We start from the raw sequence: 26,543 nt of genomic DNA on the forward strand, positions 1-26,543 counted from the left end.
ATAAAATCAGGTTTCAGACGGCCTTGTCTTGATAAAATTGCTGCCAACGGTTAGCAACGCCAACCTAGCATAAGCTCCGCCCGCGCACTTTTTGCTTGAATGGGCATTAACTCGAATTAGCATTAATTCAGATAAGCCGAGGCCGTCTGAAAACCATAAAATCAGGTTTCAGACGGCCTTGTGATAACCGGAAGAATAACCGATTCACGTGGAGAACCGATAACAAAAAATCTGATTATTCAATATCAGGCCGTCTGAAAGACCATGCTTTCAGACGGCCTGATACAACGGTTTCACAGCCTTGCACTTTAACTTAACTTTTCAAACCGCCCGATGAAACTGTGTTAAATTTATCGGCGTATTGATTCATTTGAAAGCAACCGCATGTTGAAAAAAACCTTGCTGTTGGCTGCTTTAGCCGCCACTGCCGCCTTTCCTGTTGCGGCTGAGCCGTTGAATTACAACATTGTCCAGTTTGCCGAAAGCGCCAATGCAGAGGTGCCGCGCGACACCATGATTATCCGCCTGACCGTTAACGAAGAAGGCCGCGACCGTGCTGTAGTCAACCGCGCTTTTGTACGCAAATACAATACCCTTACCCAGCGTATCGAGGCCAACCGCGCCTTTAAAAGCGAACTGCTCGGCCGCAACGCCTACCCGCGCTACGAATATAAAAACGGCAAGCGCACCCAAATCGGCTGGCAGGAAACCGCACAAATCAAAGTGGAAAGCAAAGATTTCACCGCATTAAACCGCCTGATTGCCGAAGCGCAAAACGAAGCCAACCTTCAAAACACCTCGTTTAGCGTGTCCAAACAAAAACGCGAAGAAGTGATTGATGAAGTGAGCAAAGCCGCGCTGGCACGCTTTCAATCCCGCGCTGAAACGTTAGCGCGCACATTGGGCTTTCGCGGCTACAAAATCGTGAGTTTGGATCTCGGCCAAATCGGCAATCAGGAAGTGATGTCTGCATATGCCGACGCAGCCGCGCCGATGGCCTTACGCGCCATGAAAGCCGGCAGTGCCGGCGAAATCGCCGAAACGCCCAACCCGGGCACCGAACAAATCAGCATTACCGTTAACGGCACGATTCAGCTGTAAGCTTTTAGAAAAACGCCGATATCCTGAAGGCCGTCTGAACAATTGGCAGATTTGTCGCATCAAACCATCCAGACGGCCTTTTATGCGGTTTTTATAAATGATATGTTACTTAACCCTGTCTTAATATCCTGCCAAACATACGGAGCGCCACATGAATAAAACCCGTTTCCTACGCCTGAGCACCTTTATTGCCACCGCCGCCGCGCTTTCGGGCTGCACCTCGGTAGCCGATATGGTGGGCTATGACAGCGCCACCCTCAACGCCAGCGCCGCCAAAAGCTACACTCAAGTGGTACAGCAGGCGCAAAGCAAGCAGATTCTCGACACCACCTCGCAAACCTCGCGCCGCATCCACACCGTATTCAACCGCCTCAAGCCTTATGCCAACCAGGCCAACAAAACCGGCGTGCCGTTCAACTGGCAGATGAGCGTGATTAAATCCAACGAGCTCAACGCATGGGCCATGCCCGGCGGCAAAATGGCGATGTATACCGGCATGGTTGACCGCCTGAAACTGAGCAATGACGAAATCGCCGCCGTGGTCGGCCATGAAATGACTCACGCCCTGCTTGAACACAGCAAACGCGCTGTCGGCCAGCAAGTGCTCACCGGCCTGGCTGCCAATATCGGCGGCGCGGTGCTGCAATCCACCACCGGCATCAGCAGCAACGCCGCCGGGCTTTCCACCGAATTGCTGAGCCAATACGGCGTCAACATGCCTTTCTCGCGCAGCCAGGAAAGCGAAGCCGATGCCGGCGGTGTGCGCCTGATGGCAGAAGCGGGCTACAATCCGCAGGCGGCGATTACGGTGTGGGAAAAAATGAACAACGTGCGCGACAACAACAACACGCTCAATGCCATCACCTCATCCCACCCCACCAACAACGCGCGTATCAACGCCATTCGCAGAATGCTGCCTGAAGTGATGCCGATTTACGAACGTAATAAACGCCGCTGAATGAAATTGCGCCCAATATACGGCAGCAATTGATTGAATGCACCACGCATAACGGTGCTTTTACTAGGGTGTCCTGACAATTCAGAATTACTTAGATTTTTTGTGATAAAAGTACAGATGCAAGGCAAAAAACGCAGCAAGATTGGACATCTTGCGAGGCTTTTTAACGCAGCAGATGTGCTTTTAGCACAAAAAAGATGATGATATATGAATTGTCAGGACACCCTAAAGCTTCAGGCCGTCTGAAAACAGGCAAGCGGATCACTCCGGCTTGCCTGTTTTAATATTGTTTTTGACCGTTCGGATGGCAAACAAGCCCTACTGCCTGATTAAAGGATAAGGATTCACCGCCCCTTCACGGGTGTAAACACCATAATGCAAGTGCGGCGGCGTGCCCTTGGCGTTACCGCTGTCGCCCACATAGCCGATAACCGTGCCCGCTTCAATCCAGTCGTTTTCCTTGATTTCGGCAAAGCTTTCCAAATGCGCATAATAATGCCACACCCCGCCAGGGCCGGTAATGCCGACAATATTGCCGCCCAGATTGTTGCGGCCGACACGGTTGACCACGCCTTTGGTGGTGCTCAAAATCGGTGTGCCGCGTCGGGCAAAAATATCCACGCCCTCATGCCTGCGCCCGTTGTTGCGCGCGGCACCCCAGGTATCGCTGAAACGTTGGCCGGGCAGCGGATTGGGCAGACTTTGCCATGCAGGTGCCGGCTCCTGCAACAGTTTGGCACGCCACCAATAAGGCGCCCAATAAGGCTGCAAACCGATAACCAACGTTACGGCCACCAGCAGCCAAAGCAAATGTTTGAGCAATTTTTTGGGATTCATTTCACAGATACTCAAAAGCAGGCGCCGGCAAACGGCTCATCACGGCTTGCGGCGGATTATCATGGTTATCCAATATGGCTGTTACATTCTATCAGCATCATTCAATATTCACTACCGGCAGCACGCCCTAGGGTGTCCGGACAATTTGTTTATGAGGGGATTTTTGTTCCTGAAAATGCAGATGCCAGGCAAAAAACGCAGCAAAATTGAACATCTTGCGAGGCTTTTTAACGCAGCAGATGCGTTTTCAGGGGCAAAATACACCCGTAAATCGAATTGTCGGGACACCCTAGGGTGTGCTGATATACCGGGCAACAAAGCAGTGCGCACAATGATGATGCCGCCAAACAGCCATAGCGGGTTGGCACCAACCTTATCAATGCAGTTATCAATGCAGCTAAAACCGCTTCAAACCACCGCTTTCAGACGGCCTCAACCAATAAGGTTTGACAGGCCGTCTGAAAGCATACACACTTGCCCGTTTGATTGTTTGCCCGTTTTTTTATGAACTGGAACCAGCATTTTCAAGCCGCTCTGGCGCAACAGCACAACCGGCAGGCCTACCGCAGCCGCCGGGTGCGCCGTGCCGGCATACGGCCGCCTTTTCTGGAAAGCGGCGGAGTTTACTATGTGAATTTTGCAGGCAACGATTATCTCGGCCTCAGCCATCATGAAAACATCATTGCCGCCTGGCAGCAGGCATTGGCGCAATATGGCTGCGGCAGCGGCGGTTCGCCTCTGGTCAGCGGCCACACCGATGCCCACGAAGCATTAGAAAACCAATTGGCCGATTGGCTGGGCTATGACCGCGCCCTGCTGTTTGCCAGCGGATTTGCTGCCAACCAAGCCCTGCTGCTCGGCCTGCTCGACAAACACAGCGTGCTGCTGGCCGACAAATACTGCCACGCATCCATGCAGGAAGCCGCAACGCTGAGCCCCGCCGTTTTCCGGCGTTTTCCGCACCAAAACCATCAGATGCTGGCCGGCCGGCTGGCCGAATACAGCGGCCGCCGCATCATCGTGGCAAGCGAGGGCGTATTCAGCATGGACGGCGATTGCGCCGACCTGCCCCGTCTGGCAGCACTTTGCCGCCCCCACCAAGCCCTGCTGCTGATTGACGATGCACACGGCATCGGCGTATTGGGCGATGAAGGCAAAGGCAGCGCCGCGGCAGCCGGCGTGCAGCCTGATGTGCTGATCATTACTTTCGGCAAGGCGCTCGGCAGCATGGGCGCTGCCGTATTGTGCAACCGCATCACCGCCGAATACCTCACCCAAACCGCCCGCCATCTGATTTACAGCACCGCCATTCCACCGGCGCAGGCCGCCGCACTTACCGCCGCATTCACATACATACGTACGGCCGATGATTTGCGCAGCCGGCTGCAACACAATATCGCACTGTTTCAGACGGCCTTACATCATTACAACCTCGCCGAGCGGCTGCTGCCTTCACACACACCCATCCAACCCTTTATCTGCGGCAGCAATGAAACCGCGCTTGCCCTGGCGGCCAAACTGCGCAAGCAAGGGCTGTATGTGCCGGCCATTCGCCCGCCCACCGTGCCGGCCGGACAGGCGCGGCTGCGCATCACCCTCAGCGCCGCACACGAAGAAAGCCACATCATGCGCCTGGCAGAAAGCCTGTATCATGCCATCTGAAAACGCCAAACACCACATCGCCCGCGCCTTCAGCCAAGCCGCAGCCGGTTATGACCAAGCCGCGGCTTTGCAGCGCCAAAGCGGCATGCGTCTGCTTGAGCTGCTGGATGCCCCGGCACACATGCCCGGACAAACCGTGCTCGATATTGGTGCCGGCAGCGGCCATTTCAGCCGCATCATGCAAATGCAGGGCGCTCAAGTATGGGCGCTGGATCTGGCGGAAGGCATGTTGCGCCACATCAGCGCACACCGCCATGCCCACGCCTGCCTGCTGGGCGATGCCGAAGCCTTGCCGCTGGCAGCCGGCAGCATCGGGCTGTGTTTCAGCAATCTGGCTGTGCAATGGTGCGGCAACCTGCCCCGCGCCGCCGCCGAAATGCACCGCGTTACCCGCCCCGGCGGCTGTGCGGCAGTGGCCACCATCAGCGCAGACAGCCTGTGGCAATTGCGCCATGCCTGGCAAGCGGCCGACGATGCACCGCACGTTAACCGCTTTTTGAGCGAAGCCGATATCCGCGCCGCTTTTTCCTGCTTTACATCGGTGCATGTTCACACCGAAACCCTCACCCAAACCTTCGACAGCCTGCGCGGGCTGCTGCACAGCCTGAAAAGCACCGGCGCCAACCATGTGCTCGGCCGCAACCAACGCGGGCTGACCGGCAAACACCGCTGGCAGCGCTTTTGCACCGCTTATGAAAATTTGCGCACACCCGAAGGCAAACTGCCGCTGGACTACCGCATCACCTACCTCATCGCCCACACCTAAACCGAAAGCCGCCCCGCCGCATTGGCGGCAGCCCTTACACTCGGCGCCGATTGGCTCAGCACTTCGGTACCCTCTCGAAACCGGCTCTCTTCAAGCTCAGGCAAACAAGCAAGTTAAACGACGATAACACGTAAAATCAGGCATACATACCACAACTTCCCGTAAAAACACCCCCAAAACCTTGCAAATCCCCGTGTTTGCCCCTACTCTGACAACCTACCAAGTGTGATTTCACACGCCATAAAGGAAAACCCGATGAAAAAAACCAAAATCTTTGCCTTGCTTGCCGGCGCCGCCGCACTGGCCTTCGGCGTTAACGCCTACGCAGCCAAAGACATCAAAGTAGCCGCCAACAACACTGCCTACACACAAGACGACGTGCAAAAACTGGCCGCCACCGCAGTGAGCATGGGCGTGAAAGAGCCGGTCAACTTAAACCTTGCCGGCGGCAGCCTGACCGTATCCGGCAGCAGCGCAACCAAATGTGTATTTAAAGTGGGCAGCGGCAGCAAACCGCAAATTCAGGGCGTAAACTGCAAATAAGCGCCCATCGCCTGATTGAGGCCGTCTGAACCATTGTTCAGACGGCCTCAATCCTTATCTGCCTCGCGACAAGCTTTTAACCAGCCCAGCCGCCTAGGGTGTCCTGACCATTCGATTGATTACACGACACAGCGGCAGCCGCCAAACAGTTGTGCCTCCACCACAAACTCAGGCACAATAAACCTCTATCACGCAGCAATGCTGATACGCACAGCCATCCCGCCCGCTTCAGACTCAATAAACGCAGGCCGTCTGAACGAAACGCCCGCCCGAAAGGAAACCCACATGACCCAACGCGTGTTTATTGTACACGGATACGAAGGCAGCCCCAACGGCAACTGGTTCGACTGGCTTTCCGCCAAAGTGCGCGAACACGGCGCCGAAGCCAGCGCCCTGCACATGCCCGACCCCGGTCATCCTTCCGCACCGGCCTGGCAGCACAAACTCGACCAGCACATCGGCGCGCCCGCCGGCAACACTTTCTTGGTCGGCCACAGTTTGGGCTGCATCACCCTGCTGCACTTCCTCAGCCGCCACCGCCCCGAAAAAATCGGCGGGCTGGTGCTGGCGGCAGGCTTTGCCGCAACGCTGCCGCCGCTGCCCGTATTAGATGATTACATCCGAGCTTCGGCACCGGATTTTGAAGCACTCATCAACATTGATATGCCGGTGCATTGTTTGATTTCCGACAACGACACCCATGTGCCGCCGCCCCTTTCCGAGCAGATGGCCGCGAAACTCGGCAGCCCGGTCAGCTGGATTGCCAATGGCGGCCATTTGATGGCAAGCGACGGTTTCACCGCTTTGCCACCGGTGTGGGAAGCGCTGATGCCGATGCTGGCCGTCAGCCGATAAGAGATTTGCCGGTGGCCGTTTGATGAATCAGTATGCCTTTGATGATTGGTTTTATGATTCAAGAAACCTTTTTCAGACGGCCTTTTCTTTACAAAGTTAATGATATATTATAACATTTGATTTTCTTGTAAAGGAGCCAAAATGAAACGCATTCTCTTCAGCGCAGCATTGCTGTCGGCCGTTATCGGCAGCGCCCACGCCCATGAAATTTGGGTAGAAACCGCCCACACACACGGCGGAGAAATTTTGAAAGCCGAATTGGGCTACGGCGACTTTCCCGAGCTGACGCCGATTCCGCAAGACCGCAAACATATTTTCAGCCAGCCCTTACAGCTGGTTACCGAAAAAGGCACTGAAAACCTGGTGCAAAAAGGCACGCACAATTATCAGTATCAAAGCAAAAAGCCTGTTGCCGAAGGCAGTTTTTTGGTGTTGGGCACCTACCGCCCCACTTTTTGGTCGAAAAACAGCGCCGGCTGGAAACAGCAAAACATGGTTGAAATGCCCGATGCCGAATACTGCGAACAAACCCGCATGTATGCTAAAAATATTGTAAACGTCGGCCATGAAAGCGCCGGCAAAACCGTAATTACCCGCCCCGCCGGCCAAGGTCTTGAAATCGTGCCGCTCGATAACCCCGCCAACATCCGCGTGGGCGAAGCGTTTCCGGTCAAAGTGCTGTTTAACGGCGAACCGTTGCCCGGCGCCACCCTCACTGCCACCTTCGACGGCTTCAGCCAACCCGATCCGAAAGTGCATAAAGTGGAAGCACAGGCTTTTTCAGACACCACACTTGACGACGGCAGCACCCAAATCATCCCCTTGCGACAAGGCTTTTGGAAAGCCCGCGTGGTGCACAAATCACAGTTCCCCGATCAAAAAACCTGCCAGAATCTGGCCAGCTACGCCACGCTGACATTCCAAATCGGCCACGCCCATCATTGACCGCCGCCTATAGCGGAATTCTGATATCTGCGACAGGCCGTCTGAAACCCATATTTCACCCGGTTTCAGACGGCCTGTAGCATACTGAATTCTATTTATTCAAAAAATCAGCTGATATCTTTGCAAAACTCCTGTTGCAGCGGCGGCAATCGTTCGGTTAACGCCATTCCGATAACTGCCGGAATAACGGCATGATAAATGCTTCTACCAAAACAGTATTTTACAAAAACCGGCACCGAAACTCTGGCTTACCTTACCGTGTGTGCCATGTTTCATCTTGCCGGCCGTTTTTTTTAAATCAGCATCCGCCATCAGTATGATACCGCTCCATATTTGGTAGTAATTATTAAAATATTTACTACAGTTTGTTTGAAGTCAAAACACTTTGGCCGGGCGTTCCTTACAATCCGCCCACACCCGTTTTTAAGGAAAAAAATGAAACTGCTCTTATCAACCGCCCTGCTCGGTTTGGCCTTACCCGCTCACGCACACGAAGTGTGGGTGAACGCGCCCGCCCATTTGCCCGCCGGCGCAGTGTTGCATGCCGATTTGGCTTATAACCACGACTTTCCCAACCCCGAAACCATAGCGGCCGACCGCGAACATATTTTTCTGCCCTTGCAACTTACCGGCGCCCACAGCAGCCGCAAGCTGACACAGCACGGCGAAAATTATCACTACACGTCTGCCAAGCCTTTAGCCCAAGGCACTTATTGGGTGAGCGCCACCTACCGCCCCACGTTTTGGAGCAAAAACGACAAAGGCTGGCAACAAGGCAGCCTGACCGATGTGGCCGGCGCACATTATTGCGAGCGCAGTGAAATGTTTGGCAAAAGCCTGCTGGTTGCAGGCGGCGGCAAAGCAGATATGGCGGTTGCAAGCCGCGCCATCGGCCAAACGCTGGAAATTGTGCCGCTGGCCGACCCGAACCAAGCCGCAACCGGCGCACTGTTTCCATTGCAAGTGCTGTATCAGGGCAAACCGCTGGCCGGCGCCACGGTCACAGCCACGGCAGACACGGTTGTGGAAAAAGATCTTGCCGCCACCCACGACCACCGCGAACCGCAGGCCTTTTCAGCAAAAACCGATAAAGCGGGAAAAGTCAATCTGATTCCGCTGATTGAAGGCTTGTGGAAAGTGAAAATTGTGCATAAAACGCCGTTTGCCGACAGCGCCGTCTGCCAACATTCGGTAAGCTATGCCACGCTGATTGTGCCGGTGGGCACTCAACGCCGTTAGGGTATTCTATAGATTCGGCAATTTTAATTCTAAAAATATTTTCTTAATTTCTATTTAAAAACAATTAGATTGATTAAAAAAATGTAGTTATTTAATTGCCGTTTCTATAGGGTGTCCTGATGTGTCGATTTACGGATGCTTTTTGCCCCTGAAAACGCATCTGCTGCGTTAAAAAGCCTCGCAAGATGTCCAATCTTGCTGCGTTTTTTGCCTGGCATCTGCATTTTCAGGAACAAAAATCCCCTCATAAACGAATTGTCAGGACACCCTAGCCTTTAGCCACAATAAGCACCACCACTGATATTTGCCGATAAAGCATAACAGGCCGTCTGAAAACCTTGGTTTCAGACGGCCTGTTATGTTTTATACCTCATACGCAGCAACACAACCGGATGATTGGTGCATCATATGATTCGCGGGTTATCAACAGAGGCTATTTTTTCACAAACACCAAATCCCACACCCCATGCCCCAAACGCTTGCCGCGTGCTTCAAACTTAGTTTCGGGGCGGTAAGCCGGCGTCGGCGCATAATCGGCAGCGCTGTTTCGCAATTCCTCAAAACCGTTCAACACTTCCAGCATCTGCACTGCATATTCTTCCCAATCAGTGGCCAGATGGATATAACCGCCCGCTTTCAGTTTCGGCAGCAATTTGGCCACAAACGGCGTTTGCACCAAGCGGCGTTTGTTGTGGCGCTTTTTGTGCCACGGGTCGGGGAAAAAAATGTGGATGCCGCCCAAGCTGCCGTCGGCCAGCATATTTTCCACCACTTCCACCGCATCGTGGCGCATCACACGGATGTTGGCCGCCTGCTCTTCTTCCATCAGTTTCAACAGATTGCCCACGCCGGGGCCGTGCACGTCGATGGCCAGAAAATCTTTTTCCGGCAGACGTTTGGCGATTTCCACCGTGGCCACGCCCATGCCGAAACCGATTTCCAATACTTTATCATTATCGCGGCCAAAGCAGGTGTTTAAATCCACATGTTGCGGCTGATAGTCTAAACCGAATTGCGGCCACAGCGTATCGATGGCGCGTTGCTGCGCCGCCGTCATATGCCCCTGACGCAACACAAAACTGCGGATACTGCGCTTGTGTTCTGCGGCGGACGTTTGTTCTGAATATTGGTTTTGTTCAGTCATGTTTACTCAATAATTATCTAATCGGTTATTCTGCTCATTCAAAAAGCCAACCCTCAAGGCGGCGGGGGTGCAGACACGGGGTTGACCCGGCGGGCACTTCCACCCAATAAAACAGCCCTCTTCATATTCAGGCTGATGTCATCAAGTTGTTTCTTGAATGGGCATCAGGCCGTCTGAATGCTTCAATCCGTTTCCCACGATTCTTTCAGACGGCCTCAAATGATCTTGCCCGCCGTATTATACCTTATCGGCAACAACACAACAGCACCCCGCCTGCACGGGCAATCAGCAGCTTATCGGTTTATCCGCCACGGCATGATGTTATCGCTGATATCGAATATTGATAGCATGTTCAAAGCGGCAATAAAATGCAGACTCGGCGCAATCACCGCCCACCCATTGCCCCCGCTTGCCGGCACACCTTTCTCTTTACGCATATCGTTTTCAGACGGCATTATCACTGCATATTAACAGTCAAAAAAAAAAGCCGATGCTTGAGGCCGTCTGAAATAAACATGCCGATATCGGCTATAATAAGGCCGTCTGAAATTACCGTTCCGAAAGCTTGCATGAACCGCATCGCCGCCCTGCCCGACCACCTCATCAACCAAATCGCCGCCGGCGAAGTGGTGGAACGCCCCGCCAACGCACTGAAAGAAATCGTAGAAAACAGCATCGATGCCGGCGCAACCGAAATCGATGTCGAGCTCTCGGGCGGCGGTATCAAGCTGATACGCGTTACCGACAACGGCGCAGGCATTCATGCCGATGATATTGCGCTGGCACTCTCCCGCCACGCCACCAGCAAAATCGCCAGCCTTGCCGATTTGGAACACGTCGCCAGCATGGGCTTTCGCGGCGAAGGGCTGGCCAGCATTGCCTCCGTTTCACGCCTCACCCTCACCAGCCGCCGCGCCGGCAGCAGCCACGGCCAACGCATCAGCGCCACAGACGGCAAACTCAACCCCGGCGGCGCGGCGGCACACCCGGTCGGCACCACCGTAGAAGTGGGCGAACTGTTTTTCAACACCCCCGCGCGGCGCAAATTCCTCAAATCGGAAAGCACCGAATACGCCCATTGCGCCACCATGCTCGAACGCCTCGCGCTGGCTCATCCGCAAATTGCCTTTTCACTCAAACGCGACGGCAAAACCGTGTTCCACTACCCCGCCCAAAGCCTGCACCAACGCGTGGCGGCCATTATCGGCGAAGATTTTCAGACGGCCTCTATCGAAATCGACAGCGGCGAAGGCATCATGCGGCTGACCGGCGTGATTGCCAAACCCACATTTTCCAAAGGCAAAAGCAGCCAGCAATATTGCTTTGTCAACCGCCGTTTCGTGCGCGACAAAGTGATGCTGCATGCGGTCAAACAAGCCTACCGCGATGTACTCCACAACGCACTCACCCCCGCTTTTGTGCTGTTTCTCGAACTACCGCCCGAAAATGTCGACGCCAACGTGCACCCCACCAAAACCGAAGTCCGCTTCCGCGACAGCCAGGCCGTGCACCAACTGATATTCCACACCCTCAACAAAGCGCTGGCCGGCACCCGCGCCGACCAAACCGACAGCGTGGGCAATGCCGGGCAGGTGTTGCACCAAATCATGGGCATTGAAACGCCGTCTGAAAACCCTTCAGACGGCCTCAAGCTGCAAACCACGCCTGTGCAAAACAGCTTCGGCAGCTTTGGCAACAGCGGCAAATCCGCCCCTGCAGCCTACACACCCGCATCCCGAGTGCCGCAACAACGCGGCCTGAGCCTGCGCGAAAGCCAGGCGGCGCTCAACACCTATGCCGAGCTGTACCGCCCAACCGCCACGCCCGACGACATCGAATTAGAGCAATTCGAGCAAGCACGTTTCAACACCGGCAACAACAACGACAGGCCGTCTGAAAACCTTTCAGACGGCCATGAAACACCGCCCGACACCCCACCGCTGGGGTTTGCCATCGCCCAACTTTTAGGCATTTACATACTCGCCCAAGCCGAAGAGAGCCTGCTGCTAATCGACATGCACGCCGCCGCCGAACGCGTGAATTACGAAAAAATGAAAAGCCGCCGCACCGAAGCCGGCAGCCTGCCCGCACAACAACTGCTGATTCCCGTGACCTTCGCCGCCAGCCACGAAGAAGCCGCCGCCCTTGCCGACCACGGCGACACCCTGCGCGAATACGGGTTGGAGCTTTCCGACCTCGGCAACAACACCCTCGCCGTCCGCGCCGTGCCGCAGATGCTCGGCAAAAGCGACGTAGCCGCACTCGCCCGCGACATGCTGCGCGAAGTTGCCGAACACGGCAGCGCCCAAAGCCTCGAAGCCCGTGAAAACGCCATCCTCAGCACCATGGCCTGCCACGGCTCCGTACGCGCCGGCCGCCAACTCACCCTGCCCGAAATGAACGCCCTTCTGCGCGACATGGAACGCACCCCCCGCAGCAACCAATGCAACCATGGCCGCCCCACCTGGATAAAACTGACCTTAAAAGAATTGGACGCGCTGTTTTTGCGCGGGCAGTAACAACAGTTCATACTGTCGGCAACCGGAACAACATCTGCATCAGTGTTGTTCTTTTCTGCCGTTTCTGCATCATCAAACAAAGCCACAATCAACCAAAAAAAAAACACAGATAAAACAACAGAGTAAAATCATTTATTCAATCCGCTAATGGACAAAATGGTTTTCAGACGGCCTGCAAAGTCGTTTGCCTGACCGCTTTCGCCATCCTCCGTATAGTTAGCTCAAAACAAGCTTTCAGGCCGTCTGAAAATCATTCACAACAATCACCTAACTGCGTTGGTTCACCTTGCCGTACTCCTTGTACGGTCTTCAGCGTGCCGCCTTGTTGGCTTATTGTTATGAATGGCTGTATGCAACGCCCATGCCGTTGCTGCTATTGTTTTTGATTTGCGGTTTTATATGACTACCCGATGCAATCGCTATAGTTACCACTATCGTTAAAATGTCGGGTTATTTTTTTGAGCAGACACCGACCGCTTGGCAAGTTAAAAAGCATACCTGTAAAAATATTTACAGGTCGATTTTCTATTTATTCCACACCATTATTCCCCATACCGATATGCGTCAAACACAATACCGGCGCGGCTTAAAAATATTTTTATGCTATTAATGAATTTTTTAAAATATTCATACCCACTAAAATTTATTTGAACTTCTTTCCAATCCCTCACTCCTAGCAACAGAAAACGAATAGCACATTGCTTTAATCATTTATTGTTAACTTATTGATTAAATATAAAAAGTGCTAAAGTTTTCTACGGTTGCGCAGCCGAATACGGGTTCTACAGTCTCGCTTCAACAGTTTGACCGCCACTTCAAACAAGCCATTGAGTTTGTTTGAAATAAAACGGTTATATTTACTTTGAATTGCAAGAAAGGTTTGAATCATGAAAAAGCGTTCTATTTCTTTATTTTTGGGTTTGATGCTGGCTGCTACAGGTGTGCAGGCCGGTGGTCTTGGCGGCGGCCTAGGCGCAGCAGCGCTCGGAGGTAATGCTAACGGCACAGTTACCGTCGGCACTATTACCAATTCCAACGTTGATGCTACCGCAAATGCAACCGGTAAGGATTCTGAAGCCATGGCCGGCGGTGTGATTTCTGCCACACCGAAAGGCCAGCAAGGTGTCAACGCTAAAATAACGGTAGGTGTTATCGACAATTCTACGATTAGAGCCAAAGCCACTGCAAAAGATGGCGGAGCTGCTTATGCAGGCGGTGTGATTTCCAAGTAATTTCCCCATCCATTTTATCTAAAAGCCGTCGGCATCAACCGATAGTGCCATTCATCTGAATCAACAATACTTTGCAGGTCGGGCTTTGCCTGCCTCAGTCTCGGCCTGCATCGTATTTTCTGAAACAGATGCCGTTAGCGGCACACAGCCAATCATTTTTCAGCTTAGCAGGAGCGATATCATGAATATCCGACACCAACTGATATTGGGCACTTTGGGCAGCGCATTGCTTGCAGCCGCAGTTTCCACAACAGCAGCCCCCAACTCCATCACAGATAAAGGCTCCGTCAGCCAAAAAGCCAGCGTTGCGGCCAACAAACAAAAAATCAACACCGAGCAAATCAAAATCAACGGCCTGCAAGGCGGTAAAATCACCACCAAAGGCAATAAAATCATTGTGCAAGGCGGCACGATTGTATCGAAAGCGGGCGACAAAGAGCCTGCTATCCGCATCGACAACCCGAAAAACAAGCAGATTCTGATTCAAAACACCCGCATTCTTTCAGACGGCGTTACCCAAAACAATAAAAACGGCAGCGCCGGAATTGTGGTGATTGAAAACAATCAGAAACAAGGCAACAACCAATCGCGCGTGCAGATTGACAACGTGCGGGTAGAAGCGCGCAACAGCACCATCCGCGCCCAATCCAGCAGTGGCGGCAGCGCTTGTGCCGGTGTGGTATGTACCGGCTTCGGTGATGATGATGACAGCGATATGGTGGTGAATATCCGTGGCAACAATACTTTTGAGGCTATTTCAAAATGAGCGCACGGTCTATTCTGAAAACCCTTACTGCCTGCGGCGCTCTTTTTACGCTGAGCGCATGCAGCACCGCAACATTGCAGGCCACGCGCGCGCATTATGCCTCGGAAAACAGCCGCAATAAAACGCAGGAAGTAGCCGATGCGCGGGCACAGCAAATCAGCGACGGCAGCACGTTTTACGGCAAAAAGCTGCAATGTTTGAGCGATTTGCACAAAGATTTCTTTTTGGCACAGCGTGAAGCCCTATTGAAATCGGGTGAAGCGAAAGGCGAAGGCTGGTTCCGCATGGCGGTGGCACCGATTCGCGACAAAACCGGTAAAGTGTTTGATCTCAATTCTACCGTGCTGTCAGATATGGTGATGGACTCGCTGGCACATTTTAAATATTTCGATGTGGTCGAAACCCCGCTCTATCCCGACGGGCTTACCGACTCACGCAATAATTTCCTCGACCCGCGCTATGTGATGCCCAACGGCATTATTCAGAATTTTTCATCAACCATGACCACCTTGCAGCATTTGCCGGTGGGCACTATCTTCCCCTCTAATTACTACATCAGCGGCGCGGTAACCCAATACGATGAAACCAACGTATTGCCCACCAATAAAGACATCGGCGTAGATATCTACCAATATCAGTTTTCACACAACACCCAAGCCATCACCGCCACCGTCAATCTGCGCCTGATTGATTCATGGACCGGTGCTGTGGTGCGCATGCCTGAAAATAACGACTTAGCCAGCGTCAGCATGACCAATACATTCTATACCATCAAAACCGGCAACAACTTTTTCCGTCTTATCGGCACCAAAGATTACGGTATTGATTACTCGGTGGAAGTAGGTGACCCGAAAACCGCCGCCGTAAAAGAAATGGTGGATAAAGGCGTGTATCAGCTGCTCGAAAAATTCCTGCGCCCCTACCAAGTGCGTGAGTCTGATTGCTAGGAGCAAAAAAATGTCAAACACTCAAAACAAAATCCGAACAGCATTAATAGCCTTCAGCTTATTGTGTGCATGGCCAGCTCAGGCAGAAATTTATATCATCAATACCCAAACACTCGACCCTGAGCAATTGGGCCCCGGCAGCGGCCACTCATTAAGCAACATCGAAGCCAACCGCAGAATTTTACTGGATTACTACCATTACACCGATCAGCAGCAAGCCGTATTAAACCGCCGTCAGGCAACACAGGATTTGGCCTATAAAATAGAGCATCTGAAGCAAACCGGTGCCGACAAACAAACGCTGGCCGACATCAACAGCCAGCTCAAACAGCTTCAAAATGCCGCCCATACTGCCCTGCCCGAATTGTCGAAATTCGCCCTGCCGGAATTTAAGCAACTGCATCAAATCGAGCAGGAAAACGCTGCCCAATTGGAAAACCTACAACAACAGTCAGCAAAAATTCCCACCACGCCAAATATTACAGACCCGCCGGCCCGACTGCCTGTGGAATGATTCGGTTTGTGCAGCTTCAGGCTGTGCGGATTTCGCCGCAAGTGATATCAATTCATGCCCAAGCACAAATTCGATGATGGAGGGTGTAATAAAAATGCGCGATTACGAAAGCTTGCCAGTTCACAAATCCAGGGCGAACGATAATCGCGCATTTCAAGTGGATAAACCGCTTAATCAGAACGTTGCATTTGATTCCGTTAATGCTCAAAATGATTGATTTTAAAGAAGAAGGCAAAGCACATATCTTTAGTAGGCTAACAAAGCGATAGGCCAAAGGCTGTACAGTTGCTACGGGTATGCTTGCCTACTCGCTGCCTTGTCAGCTTACTTTTATAAATGGGTATCCGTTATTTTGTTGGCTCGGCATCCAGCTGCTTTTCAGGCGGCCTCTGTTATAATGGCTGATTATTTATCAGGCCGTCTGAAACCATGCCCCACCCCAAAGCCCTTGCCCTGCTCGGCCCCACGGCCAGCGGCAAAACCGGCCTTGCGCTGCAAATTGCCGCGGTGCTGCCGGCGGAAATCATCAGCCTCGATTCGGCGCTGGTCTACCGCGATATGAACATCGGCACTGCCAAGCCGAGCATGGCGGAGCGTGCTGCCGTGCCGCATCATTTAATCGACATTATTTCGCCGCTGCAAAGCTATAGTGCCGCCGAATTTGTGGCCGACTGCATGCGGCTGGTGAATGAAGTGCATGCGCGCGGCAGGCTGCCGTTGATTGTGGGCGGCACCATGATGTATTTTCATGCGCTCACGCAGGGGCTCAATGCGCTGCCGCAAGCCGATGCCGCCATCCGCGCAGCATTGCAGGCCGAAAAAGCGGCGCATGGGTTGGCCTACTTATATGCGCGTTTGCAAGCCGTCGACCCGGCCACGGCCGCGCGGCTGCAACCGGCCGACAGCCAGCGTATCGAACGGGCGTTGGAAGTGTTTGCGCTGACCGGCAAGCCGTTAAGTGCGCATTTTGCCGCACAGCAAACCCATACGCCGCCGCTCGATTTGCTCAGCATTGCGCTGGTTCCCGATAACCGTGCGCTGCTGCATGCACAGATTGCCGCTCGTTTTCATGCCATGTTGCAACAGGGTTTTGTGGAAGAAGTGCGGCAGCTTCAGACGGCCTATCCCGACTTAAACGCCGATATGCCGGCTATGCGCTGCGTGGGCTACCGGCAGGCGTGGGATTATCTGGCCGGTGCTTGCGATTATAATGCCTTTGTTGAAAAAGGCATCGCCGCTACCCGCCAGCTGGCCAAACGCCAACTGACCTGGTTGCGTAAAATACCGTTGGCGCACAGTATTGATCCTTATGCTGGCGATGATTATGTTCAGACGGCCTTAACGCTTGCCCACCGGCATTTCCAAGTATAAGGCCGCGCTGTTTCTGATGCCGGCCTAGGGTGTCCTGACCATTCGATTTATGGGTGCTTTCTGCCCCTGAAAACGCATCTGCTGCGTTAAAAAGCCTCGCAAGATACCCAATCTTGCTGCGTTTTTTGCCTTGCATCTGCATTTCCAGGAACAAAAATCCCCTCATAAACGACACATCAGGACACCCTAGGGTTCCTAACCATTCAGCAAACTCTCAGGTGCAGCAAAATATCCTCCAACTTTTTTCCGGTTTTCATCATGCAGAATCTTCCTTCCGTTTCCTTCAAACGCCGCCTGGCTTCGCTGCTTTACGAAGCCTTGCTGGTTGGTGCCGTTACCGCTGTAGCGGCGCTGCTGGCCGGCATTGCGGCCACTGTGTTCAACACGTTGTCGCCGCTCTTGTCGAGCCTTGTTGTCAGCATTGTGTTGCTGGCGGTCTGGTGGCTTTACTTCAAACTCAATTGGGTCGGGCAAGGCCAAACGCTGCCGATGCGGGTATGGAAAATCGGCCTGACCGACCACCGCGGTGCGCGCCCGCCGCTGCCGCAATTGCGCCTGCGTTTTATGTGGGCCTGCGTATTGATTGTGTTTGTGCCGCTGCTGGCTTATCTCGGCCTGCGCCATCTCGGCGGCATTCCGCCCAAGCCGGCATTTGGTGCGGCGCTGATTTGGTGGATACTGCCGTGGGGTTTTGCGTTTTTCAATGCCGACCGTCAATTTCTGTATGACTACCTGGCCGGCACGCGGCTGGTGGATGTTAAACTGCGGCATGAAGCCCATCAACAAAAATGAGCGGCCCCATCGCCGCTTCATACCCCTTCACAAAAGCAATCTGAGCGCATGAGGCCCGCCCTGTTCTACGGGTTGTCTTGTCTTTAGCTTGCTGCCTTGTTGGCTTACTTTTGTGAATGAGCATGAAGCATCTGACATTAAGGCCGTCTGAAACACCGAAAATACGGTGCTTTCAGACGGCCTGATGTGTTTTTGGAAGCAAAAACCAACTATTAAGCTAAAAACAGCCGGTAAGCCTGATTGTGGGTTTCATCTTCATACACATAACCGAGCTTTTCCAAAAAATCGTGAAATGCCTGCTCGTCTTGCGGCGGCACATCCACGCCGGCCAACACACGTCCGTAATCGGCGCCGTGGTTGCGGTAGTGAAACAAGGTAATGTTCCAGCCCGTTTGCATGCGGTTGAGAAAGCAGGCCAGCGCACCCGGGCGTTCGGGAAACTCAAAGCTCACCACCCGCTCGTTCTGCACTTTATGGGTGCGCCCGCCCACCATGTAACGGATATGGATTTTGGCGATTTCATCGTTGGTCAGGTCGGTATTGGGCAGGCCGGCCTCGGTAAGCTCTGCGCTGATTTTGGCCAAATCCTGCACGCCGGCGGTTTGAATGCCCACAAAAATATGCGCGGTTTGATCGTCGCCGTAGCGGTAGTTGAATTCGGTGATATTGCGGTTGCCCAAAATATGGATAAATTTCAAAAAACTGCCCGGCTGCTCGGGAATCGACACCGCGAAAATGCCTTCGTTGCCCTCGCCCAATTCGCTGCGCTCGGAAACATGGCGCAAACGGTGGAAATTCATATTGGCGCCACTGGTCACCGCCACCAGCGTTTGCCCTTGGGCATGATTGCGCGCGATATATGATTTCAAACCGGCCAATGCCAGCGCGCCCGCCGGCTCGGCGATGCTGCGGGTATCGTCGAAAATATCTTTAATGGCACCGCAAATGGCATCGGTGTCGACTGTGATGATGTCGTCGAGCAAATCACGGCAGATGCGGAAAGTTTCCTCGCCCACCAGCTTGACCGCGGTGCCGTCTGAAAACAGCCCCACATCTTTCAGCTCCACCCGTTCGCCTTTGGCAATCGAGAGTTTCATGTCGCAAGAATCATTGGTTTGCACACCGATAAGCTTGATTTCCGGGCGCACCTGTTTGATAAAGGCCGCCATACCCGCCGCCAGCCCGCCGCCGCCGATGGGCATAAAAACCGCATCGATGCGCCCCGGGTTTTGGCGCAAAATCTCCATGGCAATCGTGCCCTGCCCGGCAATCACATCGGGGTCGTCAAACGGCGCGATATAAGTGAGCCCGCTCTCTGCCACCATTTTCATGGCATGATCATAGGCATCGTTATACGACACCCCTTTGAGCACCACCTTGCCGCCACGGTTGCGCACCGCATCAATTTTGATTTGCGGCGTGGTGGCCGGCATCACAATGGTGGCTTCGCAGCCCAAATGCTGTGCAGAAAGCGCCACGCCTTGCGCATGGTTGCCCGCGCTGGCAGTAATCACGCCTTTTGCCAGCGCCTCTGCGGGCAGCTTGGCCATTTTATTGTAAGCCCCGCGTATTTTGAACGAAAACACAGGTTGCAAATCTTCGCGTTTGAGCAATACATTATTGCCCGAGCGGCGCGACAAAATACGTGCCGGCTCGAGCGGCGTTTCCACGGCCACATCATATACCGAAGCGGTGAGGATGCGGATCAGATAATCAGAATAAGAAAGCGTGTTGGCATTCATGGGCGTTATAGCAATTGATAAAGGCCGGCAAGCGGCGCGGCCAAAGGTAAAACCATACCTTGCAGACCGCCCGAACGCAAGAAAAATGTTAGCAACCGTAACGATTATAGGTATAATATGCACCTGAGCGCCTGCACATAAATAGCGCTGCCAGGCCGGAAAACCGCCGAATATTGCCCAAAGCGCCCCGGCTCATACCGGCCTGATGCTGCACTTTCGGGAAAACACGTGCAAATACCACCTTTTATCGTCGGGCCGTCTGAAACGGGCGGCCTGTATCTTTATTCAGAACATTGAGAAGTTTGACCCCATGAAAAAACACCTGATCGGCCTCAGCCTGGCCGCCATGATGCTCGGATACGCCGTTGCCGCTCCCGAAAGCACCGCTTCAGCACCGCAAACCGCCGCTTCGGCCGCCCAAACAAACACAGCTGCAGCCGCCCCCCAACCCGCCGTTACCGCCCCTCTGCCCGAAATTGCCGCCACCGCCTATATGGTCAAAGACTTGCAAAGCGGCCAAGTGTTGGCACAAAAAGACTTAAACGTGCAAGTAGAGCCGGCCTCGCTGACCAAGCTGATGACCGCCTATCTCACCTTCAAAGCGCTCGACAACGGCACCCTCAAGCCCGACCAAATGCTCAGCGTATCCGAACAAGGCTGGAAAGCCGAAGGCTCGCGCATGTTTCTCGAACCGCGCACCCCTGCCAGCGTGAGCGACTTGATTAAAGGCCTGATTGTGCAGTCCGGCAACGATGCCGCCATCACTCTGGCCGAAGCCATCGGCGGCAGCGAAGCAGGCTTTGCCACCATGATGAACGCCGAAGCCAAGCGCCTGGGCATGAACCAAACCTTCTTCGCCAACAGCACCGGCCTGCCCGCCGAAGGCCACCTGACCAGCGTTAACGACTTGGCCACACTGGCCGGCGCCATTATTCAGGATTTCCCCAAGTATTACCCGATTTACTCAATGAAATCATTTAAATACAACAACATCGAGCAACCCAACCGCAACCTGCTGCTCTACCGCGATGCCAGCGTAGACGGCCTGAAAACCGGCCACACCAGCAGCGCCGGCTACAATCTCGTCGCCTCCAGCAAACGCAACGGCCGCCGCGTGGTATCGGTAGTGGTGGGCACCGCCAGCCCCGAAGCGCGCGCCGCCGAAAGCAGCAAACTCCTAAACTGGGCGCTGCAATCTTTCGACACCCCCAAACTTTACGATGCCAACCAAACCATTTCGCAAGTAAAAGTGTATAAAGGCGCCGCCAACGCCGTCAACGTGGGCTTTATCGAACCGGCCTTCATCAGCATTCCGCGCGGCGAAGGCAAAAACATCAAACCGATTCTCGAAACCGTGCAGCCCGTATTGGCGCCGATTCAAAAAGGCCAGGTATTGGGCAAACTGAAAATCGTCAGCAACGGCCAAACCCTGGCCGAAAAAGAAGTGGTGGCGCTCAACGCCGTTGAAGAAGCCGGCTGGTTCGGCCGCACTTACGACAGCATTGTGCTGTGGTTTAAAAACCTTTTCTCCGACGAATAAACCTGCCCCGCTCCAAACAAAAACCGCTTTCCCAAAAGCGGTTTTTTAGTTTTCAGACGGCCTGGGCGCCATTCAAAAAAGTTATACCCATTCATCAAAGCAAGCCAGCAAACCGAAAGCCGAAAGCAGTACACACTGATCTGGTTGGCTTGGCGTGTCTGCGTTTTAGCGAAACCGACCCGCTTCAAACACAGATGAGCCGATGAATGGGTATGAAAAAAAGCGCCAATCGTCAAGCGTTAGCGGTTTTGAATCAACTTCAGGCCGTCTGAAAAACGTTTTCAGACGGCCTGATAATACAACAGATTGCAGATCCATTATTTTTATACCCATCATTCACAAAAGTAAGCCAGCGCCATTAGGTTATTTTTGTGAATGGATATTATTCGGCAACAGCAGACGGCGGCTTGCGTTTGCGCGGGCGGCGCTTGCGTTTGCGTTTCGGCTTGTCCTCTTTCACCTCTTCATCCGGGCTGTCTGCATAATGGGCGCCCGAGCCGCCGCTGCTGCTCATGCTCATTTCATGACGTTTATCGTCATTGGCATGTTGAAACACCGTCCACCATTGCGCCAACGCCTCATCCACTTCGCCAAGCTGGGCGCGCAATACCAGAAAATCATAAGCGGCACGAAAGCGCGGCTGCACCAGCAAACGGTGCGGGCGGGCGCCTTTGCGGTTGGCAAATTGCGGCTGCAACACCCAGATTTCGCGCATGGTTGCGGCAAACCGTTGCGGCACGCCCCAACCTTTTTCAATCTCATCTCGCAAATCGGCAATGGCGCTGTTCATGGCCGCCGCCGATTTCTGCCCGGCGGCTGAATTCCGCAGCCAATGCGCGTTCAGCTGCGGCCACAAAATCGCCGCCAACACAAACCCCACCGACACCGATTTGTCGGCACGCAAGCGCTCGTCGGTGTTTTTCAGCGCCAGCGACACCATATCCGCGCCCTGATTGCCGGTGTTTTGCAAGGCATCAAACAGCGGATGGATGCCGCACTCAATGCCAAGTTTGTTTAATTGCTGCAAACATTCGCGCGAATGCCCCGAAAACAGCAGCTTCATAATTTCGTCAAACAAACGCGCCACCGGCTCCTGTTTCAGACGGCCTGCATAATGCGGAATCGGCTCGGCTGTTGCCGCATCTACTTCAAAGCCCAGCTTGCCCGAAAGGCGCACCGCCCGCAACACCCGCACCGGGTCTTCCTGATAGCGCTCGGCCGGATTGCCGATCATCACCAGTTTGCGCGCGCGGATGGCCGCCACCCCTTGATGAAAGTCGATAATCTGCTGGCGCATCGGGTCGTAATACAAAGCATTGCAGGTAAAATCGCGGCGCATCGCATCTTCTTCCATGCTGCCGTAAGTGTTGTCTTTCATGATGCGGCCCTGCTCGTTTTGCTGCACTTTGCCGCCGCCGCGGAATGTCGTCACCTCGATGGTTTCCGGGCCGATCATCACATGCACAATCTGAAAACGCCGCCCGATGATGCGGCTGCGGCGAAACACCTTGCGCACCTCTTCCGGCGTGGCATTGGTGGCCACATCAAAATCTTTCGGCTCGATGCCCAACAACAAATCGCGCACCGCACCGCCCACCACATAAGCCTCAAAGCCTTCATGGTGCAAACGGCGCACCACTTTTTCGGCGGCAAAGCTGAGCATATCGGCACGGATGCCGTGTTCGCCAAAAGGCACGGTTTGTTTGTGTGCACGCGTTTTCGCGGCCCTGCCCGGCAAAACCTTGTGCAGAATTTTTTTAAACATATCGGGTTCACAATCATTCAGTAACAGCGCCTCAGAATCTTACCGGCACGGCCAAAATACCGGCACAACTTGATTCACCAACGCTTAAGGCCGCCTGAAACACAGCGGTTTCCTGAAACCTTTGCACGATCATCTGCAAAAAATGCCCGTGCAAAAGTTTCAGACGGCCTCACAATCCATTAACAATCTGCCGGCATTATACCTGAGCCGCCGCCGGCATAAACCGGTTTCCGTTATTTTTCCCGTCTAGAGTGTCCTGACCATTCAGAATGATTCAGATTTTTTTGTGATAAAAACACAGATACAAGACAAAAAGCGCAACAAGATTGTATGAAAATACCCACGCCACACACCTGCCCACAGCTCAAAACCACGGCAAAAACACCACCGCCGCGCATCAACACTTTTTAGCGCTGTTTTCACAAAAATTATCGGCTATAATAAGCGCTGTTAACAGGAGAACAGCATGTACAACTACCAATCCGACGTCACTCAATTTATCGACAACTACATCGAACAAAACCCGCAAGAAGCCGAACAGCGCCTGAAAAACCGCGCCCTGCTGTGGGATGTCGAGCTCAACCCCGAAGAGCAGGCCGATTTTGAAGCAGCCGCGCTGCCCAAACCGCCCTACGCCTACCAATCTGTCAAATAAACCGCCAAACGGCTACGGCGCATATGAGCACCCACACCCGTAACATCGATGCCGCACTCACCAGCTATCTGCGCAGCATCGGCGAACCCGAACACCCCGCCCTGGCCGCATTGCGCACCCGCACGCGCGGCCACCGGCTCGGCAAAATGGCGATTGCGCCCGAACAAGCCGCGCTGCTGGCATGGCTGGCGCGGCTGATGCAGGCCGAACGCTATCTCGAAATCGGCGTATTTACCGGCTACAGCAGCACCGCCGTGGCCTTGGCGCTGCCGCCGCACGGGCAAATCAGCGCCTGCGACATCAACGTCAGCTTTACCGATATCGCCCGCCAAAGCTGGCACGAAGCCGGTGTGGCCGATAAAATTACCCTGCACCTCCAGCCTGCGCTACTCACACTCGACGAATTAATCGACAACGGTGCCTCAGGCAGCTACGACATGGCCTTTATCGATGCCGACAAACCGCCCACCCCGCAATACTACGAGCGCTGCCTGCAACTGGTGCGCCGCGGCGGCCTGATTGCCATCGACAACATATTGCTCGGCGGCCGCGTGATGCAGCCGGCCGATGCCGACAGCCCGCCCAGCCTGAAAATCTTACAAAATTTCAACGCCGCCCTGCCGCAAGACCCGCGCATCATACCGATTACCCTACCCGTTGGCGACGGCCTTACCCTATTGCTGAAAAAATAATGCAGGAACCCACATGAACCACACCGCGCTGCTAACCTTATCCGCCCTGCTGCTCACCGCCTGCGCCGCCATCGAACCGGCCGCGCCCGCGCCTGCCGCACCGCTGCCGCCGGCTCCCGCCATTGCAGCAGAAGCCGACGACGACACCATTCCCTACCCCACGCTGGACACCCAAAGCCAAATCGACAATCTCGGCATGCAGGTGGCACGGCTCGAATACCAGCTCAACAGCCTGCAAACCCGCATCCGACAGCTCGAACGCCAATCCGCGCCGTCGGCAGCCGCACCGGTGCGCCGTGCAGCCGCCCTGCCTGAACCGTCTGCCGCCACCGCCGCACCGGCCTATCCGGCGGCACCGCCTACCGACAACGCACGCTACACACAAGCCTTGCAGCAATACCGCCTCGGTAATTATGTTGCCAGCGCCGAATTACTGAAAAATGCCGAAAGCGGCGGCAACGGCAGCGAAACCGCGCGCAAAAGCATGTATCTGCTGCTGCAAAACCACCGGCAGCTGGCCAACTGCGAATCAGCCATCAACATCGGCCGCCGCTACGCCAACCGTTTCCGCAGCAGCGCCACCGCCCCCGAAGCCCTATTTGCTGTGGGCGAATGCCAATACCGCATGCAACAGCGCGACATCGCCCGCGACACTTGGCGCAAACTGATGCAGACCTACCCCGACAGCCCCGCAGCCACACGCGCCCGCCGAGCGCTCAATCTGCGCTGACAGGCCGTCTGAAACAGCAGGGCAGGCTTACCCTTATGCCGCCGCGAGCATCGGCTAAAACATATAAAATCATTTTTACAGCAAAATCACTGACATAAAAGGAAAATCCAATGATTCAAGTCGGCATCATTATGGGCAGCAACAGCGACTGGCCGGTTATGCAGCATGCAGCGCAGTTTTTACAACAATTCGGCATAGAATACGAAGCTCGCGTGGTCTCTGCCCACCGCACCCCCGATTTGATGTTTGAATACGCCGAAACCGCCCGCGAACGCGGCATCAAAGCCATTATCGCCGGCGCCGGCGGCGCCGCACACCTGCCGGGCATGGTAGCTGCCAAAACCACCGTGCCCGTGTTGGGCGTGCCCGTGCCAAGCAAATATCTGCGCGGCGAAGATTCGCTGCTCTCCATCGTACAAATGCCCAAAGGCGTGCCCGTGGCCACCTTTGCCATCGGCGAGGCCGGCGCCGCCAATGCCGCCCTGTTTGCTGTAGCCATATTGGCCTGCGACAATCCCGAATTGGCACAAAAGCTGGCAGAATTCCGCACCGCGCAAACCCAAACCGTGTTGGCAATGGATTTGCCCGCAGCAGAATAAAGCAAAATCCGAGGCCGTCTGAAAGCAGTTTGCGTTTTTCAGACGGCCTCAAATACTGCCCTGTTTGCTGTAGCCATGTTGGCCGGCGACAACCCCGAATTGGCACAACAGCCGGCCGAATTCCGCACCGCGCAAACCCAAACCGTGTTGGCGATGGATTTGCCCGCAGCAGAATAAAGCAAAATTCGAGGCCGTCTGAAAGCAGTTTGTGTTTTTCAGACGGCCTCAAATAGTGCCCTGTTTGCTGTAGCCATGTTGGCCGGCGACAACCCCGAATTGGCACAACAGCCGGCCGAATTCCGCACCGCGCAAACCCAAACCGTGTTGGCGATGGATTTGCCCGCAGCAGAATAAAGCAAAATTCGAGGCCGTCTGAAAGCAGTTTGCGTTTTTCAGGCGGCCTCAAATAGCGCCCTGTTTGCCGTAGCCATGTTGGCCGGCGATAATCCCGAATTGGCGCAACAGCCGGCAGAATTCCGCACCGCGCAAACCCAAACCGTGTTGGCGATGGATTTGCCCGCAGCAGAATAAAGCAAAATTCGAGGCCGTCTGAAAGCAGTTTGTGTTTTTCAGACGGCCTCAAATGATGGCAAAATCTATTTCACAGGCAATTGCCGCGCTATTTTCAT

The 26,543-nt window shown here is 54.1% G+C and carries 25 protein-coding genes and 1 pseudogene; 22 read left to right on the top strand and 4 right to left on the bottom strand.

The features are described from left to right. Positions 1-384 precede the first annotated feature (384 nt). Positions 385-1,101: an SIMPL domain-containing protein gene (locus LVJ83_RS08610; RefSeq protein ID WP_244784109.1), complete on the top strand. Its 717-nt coding sequence runs from the start codon at positions 385-387 to the stop codon at positions 1,099-1,101. Positions 1,102-1,252: 151 nt separating this feature from the next. Next, a complete protein-coding gene (locus LVJ83_RS08615; protein ID WP_244784110.1) occupies positions 1,253-2,059 on the top strand; it encodes a M48 family metallopeptidase in 807 nt (268 codons plus the stop codon). Positions 2,060-2,377: 318 nt separating this feature from the next. Here the strand turns inward: LVJ83_RS08615 and LVJ83_RS08620 are convergent, their stop codons facing one another. Beyond that, the gene (locus LVJ83_RS08620; protein WP_244784111.1) at positions 2,378-2,896 is read right to left on the bottom strand and encodes a M23 family metallopeptidase; all 519 of its coding nucleotides are present in this window, start codon (positions 2,894-2,896) and stop codon (positions 2,378-2,380) included. Positions 2,897-3,047: 151 nt separating this feature from the next. Between LVJ83_RS08620 and LVJ83_RS08625 the strand changes: the two genes are divergently transcribed. The 7 genes from LVJ83_RS08625 to LVJ83_RS08655 all read left to right on the top strand — a co-directional run bounded on the left by LVJ83_RS08625 (position 3,048) and on the right by LVJ83_RS08655 (position 8,906). Further along, positions 3,048-3,404: a hypothetical protein gene (locus LVJ83_RS08625; RefSeq protein ID WP_244784112.1), complete on the top strand. Its 357-nt coding sequence runs from the start codon at positions 3,048-3,050 to the stop codon at positions 3,402-3,404. Beyond that, a complete protein-coding gene (gene bioF / locus LVJ83_RS08630; RefSeq protein ID WP_244784113.1) occupies positions 3,401-4,558 on the top strand; it encodes an 8-amino-7-oxononanoate synthase in 1,158 nt (385 codons plus the stop codon). The genes LVJ83_RS08625 and bioF overlap by 4 nt, the downstream gene beginning before the upstream one ends. Next, on the top strand, positions 4,548-5,324 hold the full coding sequence (gene bioC, locus LVJ83_RS08635) for a malonyl-ACP O-methyltransferase BioC (protein WP_244784114.1): 777 nt from the start codon (positions 4,548-4,550) through the stop codon (positions 5,322-5,324). The genes bioF and bioC overlap by 11 nt, the downstream gene beginning before the upstream one ends. Before the next feature lie 255 nt (positions 5,325-5,579). Beyond that, a complete protein-coding gene (locus LVJ83_RS08640) occupies positions 5,580-5,867 on the top strand; it encodes a hypothetical protein (RefSeq protein WP_244784115.1) in 288 nt (95 codons plus the stop codon). Between the two features lie 285 nt (positions 5,868-6,152). Beyond that, positions 6,153-6,722, top strand: coding sequence for an RBBP9/YdeN family alpha/beta hydrolase (locus tag LVJ83_RS08645; RefSeq protein WP_244784116.1), 570 nt, complete (start codon positions 6,153-6,155; stop codon positions 6,720-6,722). Between the two features lie 141 nt (positions 6,723-6,863). After that, positions 6,864-7,667: a DUF4198 domain-containing protein gene (locus LVJ83_RS08650; protein ID WP_244784117.1), complete on the top strand. Its 804-nt coding sequence runs from the start codon at positions 6,864-6,866 to the stop codon at positions 7,665-7,667. Between the two features lie 435 nt (positions 7,668-8,102). After that, positions 8,103-8,906 carry a DUF4198 domain-containing protein gene (locus LVJ83_RS08655; protein WP_244784118.1) on the top strand — a complete coding sequence of 268 codons (804 nt, stop codon included), beginning with the start codon at positions 8,103-8,105 and terminating at the stop codon, positions 8,904-8,906. Between the two features lie 433 nt (positions 8,907-9,339). Here the strand turns inward: LVJ83_RS08655 and trmB are convergent, their stop codons facing one another. After that, positions 9,340-10,050: a tRNA (guanosine(46)-N7)-methyltransferase TrmB gene (trmB, locus tag LVJ83_RS08660; protein WP_244784119.1), complete on the bottom strand. Its 711-nt coding sequence runs from the start codon at positions 10,048-10,050 to the stop codon at positions 9,340-9,342. 569 nt (positions 10,051-10,619) lie between these two features. Between trmB and mutL the strand changes: the two genes are divergently transcribed. The 7 genes from mutL to LVJ83_RS08695 all read left to right on the top strand — a co-directional run bounded on the left by mutL (position 10,620) and on the right by LVJ83_RS08695 (position 18,191). Continuing rightward, complete coding sequence (gene mutL / locus LVJ83_RS08665) at positions 10,620-12,569, top strand: DNA mismatch repair endonuclease MutL (RefSeq protein ID WP_244784120.1); 1,950 nt, start codon at positions 10,620-10,622, stop codon at positions 12,567-12,569. An 887-nt stretch (positions 12,570-13,456) separates the two neighbouring features. After that, positions 13,457-13,801, top strand: a complete 345-nt coding sequence (locus LVJ83_RS08670; RefSeq protein WP_244784121.1) for a hypothetical protein — start codon at positions 13,457-13,459, stop codon at positions 13,799-13,801. Positions 13,802-13,982: 181 nt separating this feature from the next. Further along, the gene (locus tag LVJ83_RS08675; protein ID WP_244784122.1) at positions 13,983-14,567 is read left to right on the top strand and encodes a hypothetical protein; all 585 of its coding nucleotides are present in this window, start codon (positions 13,983-13,985) and stop codon (positions 14,565-14,567) included. Beyond that, positions 14,564-15,514 (top strand): CsgG/HfaB family protein, encoded by a 951-nt coding sequence (locus tag LVJ83_RS08680; RefSeq protein ID WP_244784123.1) that lies wholly within the window; start codon positions 14,564-14,566, stop codon positions 15,512-15,514. Before LVJ83_RS08675 ends, LVJ83_RS08680 begins: the two co-directional genes overlap by 4 nt. Positions 15,515-15,524: 10 nt before the next feature. Then, positions 15,525-16,028: a hypothetical protein gene (locus LVJ83_RS08685; protein WP_244784124.1), complete on the top strand. Its 504-nt coding sequence runs from the start codon at positions 15,525-15,527 to the stop codon at positions 16,026-16,028. Between the two features lie 429 nt (positions 16,029-16,457). Beyond that, entirely contained in the window at positions 16,458-17,399 is a 942-nt protein-coding gene (gene miaA, locus LVJ83_RS08690; RefSeq protein ID WP_244784125.1) for a tRNA (adenosine(37)-N6)-dimethylallyltransferase MiaA, read from the top strand. A 258-nt stretch (positions 17,400-17,657) separates the two neighbouring features. After that, positions 17,658-18,191, top strand: coding sequence for an RDD family protein (locus LVJ83_RS08695; protein ID WP_244784126.1), 534 nt, complete (start codon positions 17,658-17,660; stop codon positions 18,189-18,191). A 212-nt stretch (positions 18,192-18,403) separates the two neighbouring features. Here the strand turns inward: LVJ83_RS08695 and ilvA are convergent, their stop codons facing one another. Further along, positions 18,404-19,933 (bottom strand): threonine ammonia-lyase, biosynthetic, encoded by a 1,530-nt coding sequence (gene ilvA / locus LVJ83_RS08700; protein WP_244784127.1) that lies wholly within the window; start codon positions 19,931-19,933, stop codon positions 18,404-18,406. 310 nt (positions 19,934-20,243) lie between these two features. Here ilvA and LVJ83_RS08705 point away from each other — a divergent pair, with 310 nt between their 5' ends. Next, a complete protein-coding gene (locus LVJ83_RS08705) occupies positions 20,244-21,473 on the top strand; it encodes a D-alanyl-D-alanine carboxypeptidase family protein (RefSeq protein WP_244784128.1) in 1,230 nt (409 codons plus the stop codon). A gap of 382 nt (positions 21,474-21,855) precedes the next feature. On the opposite strand, the gene pcnB is transcribed toward LVJ83_RS08705, so the two are convergent. Next, on the bottom strand, positions 21,856-23,238 hold the full coding sequence (gene pcnB / locus LVJ83_RS08710) for a polynucleotide adenylyltransferase PcnB (RefSeq protein ID WP_244784129.1): 1,383 nt from the start codon (positions 23,236-23,238) through the stop codon (positions 21,856-21,858). A gap of 466 nt (positions 23,239-23,704) precedes the next feature. On the opposite strand from pcnB, the gene LVJ83_RS08715 reads away from it, so the two are divergent. The 5 genes and pseudogenes from LVJ83_RS08715 to LVJ83_RS08740 all read left to right on the top strand — a co-directional run. Beyond that, entirely contained in the window at positions 23,705-23,893 is a 189-nt protein-coding gene (locus LVJ83_RS08715; protein ID WP_244784130.1) for a DUF3460 family protein, read from the top strand. 23 nt (positions 23,894-23,916) lie between these two features. Beyond that, positions 23,917-24,585, top strand: coding sequence for a class I SAM-dependent methyltransferase (locus LVJ83_RS08720; protein WP_244784131.1), 669 nt, complete (start codon positions 23,917-23,919; stop codon positions 24,583-24,585). Between the two features lie 13 nt (positions 24,586-24,598). Continuing rightward, a complete protein-coding gene (locus LVJ83_RS08725) occupies positions 24,599-25,315 on the top strand; it encodes a tetratricopeptide repeat protein (protein ID WP_244784132.1) in 717 nt (238 codons plus the stop codon). A gap of 110 nt (positions 25,316-25,425) precedes the next feature. Beyond that, positions 25,426-25,914, top strand: a complete 489-nt coding sequence (gene purE / locus LVJ83_RS08730) for a 5-(carboxyamino)imidazole ribonucleotide mutase (protein ID WP_244784133.1) — start codon at positions 25,426-25,428, stop codon at positions 25,912-25,914. 222 nt (positions 25,915-26,136) lie between these two features. After that, positions 26,137-26,268: pseudogene (locus tag LVJ83_RS08740) on the top strand (5-(carboxyamino)imidazole ribonucleotide mutase); the annotation flags it as partial. Positions 26,269-26,543: the final 275 nt, after the last annotated feature.

The organism is Uruburuella testudinis (genome assembly GCF_022870865.1).
Classification (GTDB): domain Bacteria; phylum Pseudomonadota; class Gammaproteobacteria; order Burkholderiales; family Neisseriaceae; genus Neisseria; species Neisseria testudinis.

Coding starts and splice junctions, on each gene's coding strand:
- LVJ83_RS08655 (WP_244784118.1), top strand. CDS start 8,103: ATGAAACTGCTCTTATCAACCGCCCTGCTCGGTTTGGCCTTACCCGCT.
- LVJ83_RS08720 (WP_244784131.1), top strand. CDS start 23,917: ATGAGCACCCACACCCGTAACATCGATGCCGCACTCACCAGCTATCTG.
- LVJ83_RS08640 (WP_244784115.1), top strand. CDS start 5,580: ATGAAAAAAACCAAAATCTTTGCCTTGCTTGCCGGCGCCGCCGCACTG.
- pcnB (WP_244784129.1), bottom strand. CDS start 23,238: ATGTTTAAAAAAATTCTGCACAAGGTTTTGCCGGGCAGGGCCGCGAAA.
- LVJ83_RS08695 (WP_244784126.1), top strand. CDS start 17,658: ATGCAGAATCTTCCTTCCGTTTCCTTCAAACGCCGCCTGGCTTCGCTG.
- LVJ83_RS08725 (WP_244784132.1), top strand. CDS start 24,599: ATGAACCACACCGCGCTGCTAACCTTATCCGCCCTGCTGCTCACCGCC.
- LVJ83_RS08625 (WP_244784112.1), top strand. CDS start 3,048: ATGAGGGGATTTTTGTTCCTGAAAATGCAGATGCCAGGCAAAAAACGC.
- LVJ83_RS08705 (WP_244784128.1), top strand. CDS start 20,244: ATGAAAAAACACCTGATCGGCCTCAGCCTGGCCGCCATGATGCTCGGA.
- LVJ83_RS08650 (WP_244784117.1), top strand. CDS start 6,864: ATGAAACGCATTCTCTTCAGCGCAGCATTGCTGTCGGCCGTTATCGGC.
- LVJ83_RS08620 (WP_244784111.1), bottom strand. CDS start 2,896: ATGAATCCCAAAAAATTGCTCAAACATTTGCTTTGGCTGCTGGTGGCC.
- bioF (WP_244784113.1), top strand. CDS start 3,401: ATGAACTGGAACCAGCATTTTCAAGCCGCTCTGGCGCAACAGCACAAC.
- purE (WP_244784133.1), top strand. CDS start 25,426: ATGATTCAAGTCGGCATCATTATGGGCAGCAACAGCGACTGGCCGGTT.
- LVJ83_RS08715 (WP_244784130.1), top strand. CDS start 23,705: ATGTACAACTACCAATCCGACGTCACTCAATTTATCGACAACTACATC.
- LVJ83_RS08685 (WP_244784124.1), top strand. CDS start 15,525: ATGTCAAACACTCAAAACAAAATCCGAACAGCATTAATAGCCTTCAGC.
- miaA (WP_244784125.1), top strand. CDS start 16,458: ATGCCCCACCCCAAAGCCCTTGCCCTGCTCGGCCCCACGGCCAGCGGC.
- LVJ83_RS08680 (WP_244784123.1), top strand. CDS start 14,564: ATGAGCGCACGGTCTATTCTGAAAACCCTTACTGCCTGCGGCGCTCTT.
- ilvA (WP_244784127.1), bottom strand. CDS start 19,933: ATGAATGCCAACACGCTTTCTTATTCTGATTATCTGATCCGCATCCTC.
- bioC (WP_244784114.1), top strand. CDS start 4,548: ATGCCATCTGAAAACGCCAAACACCACATCGCCCGCGCCTTCAGCCAA.
- LVJ83_RS08615 (WP_244784110.1), top strand. CDS start 1,253: ATGAATAAAACCCGTTTCCTACGCCTGAGCACCTTTATTGCCACCGCC.
- mutL (WP_244784120.1), top strand. CDS start 10,620: ATGAACCGCATCGCCGCCCTGCCCGACCACCTCATCAACCAAATCGCC.
- trmB (WP_244784119.1), bottom strand. CDS start 10,050: ATGACTGAACAAAACCAATATTCAGAACAAACGTCCGCCGCAGAACAC.
- LVJ83_RS08645 (WP_244784116.1), top strand. CDS start 6,153: ATGACCCAACGCGTGTTTATTGTACACGGATACGAAGGCAGCCCCAAC.
- LVJ83_RS08670 (WP_244784121.1), top strand. CDS start 13,457: ATGAAAAAGCGTTCTATTTCTTTATTTTTGGGTTTGATGCTGGCTGCT.
- LVJ83_RS08610 (WP_244784109.1), top strand. CDS start 385: ATGTTGAAAAAAACCTTGCTGTTGGCTGCTTTAGCCGCCACTGCCGCC.
- LVJ83_RS08675 (WP_244784122.1), top strand. CDS start 13,983: ATGAATATCCGACACCAACTGATATTGGGCACTTTGGGCAGCGCATTG.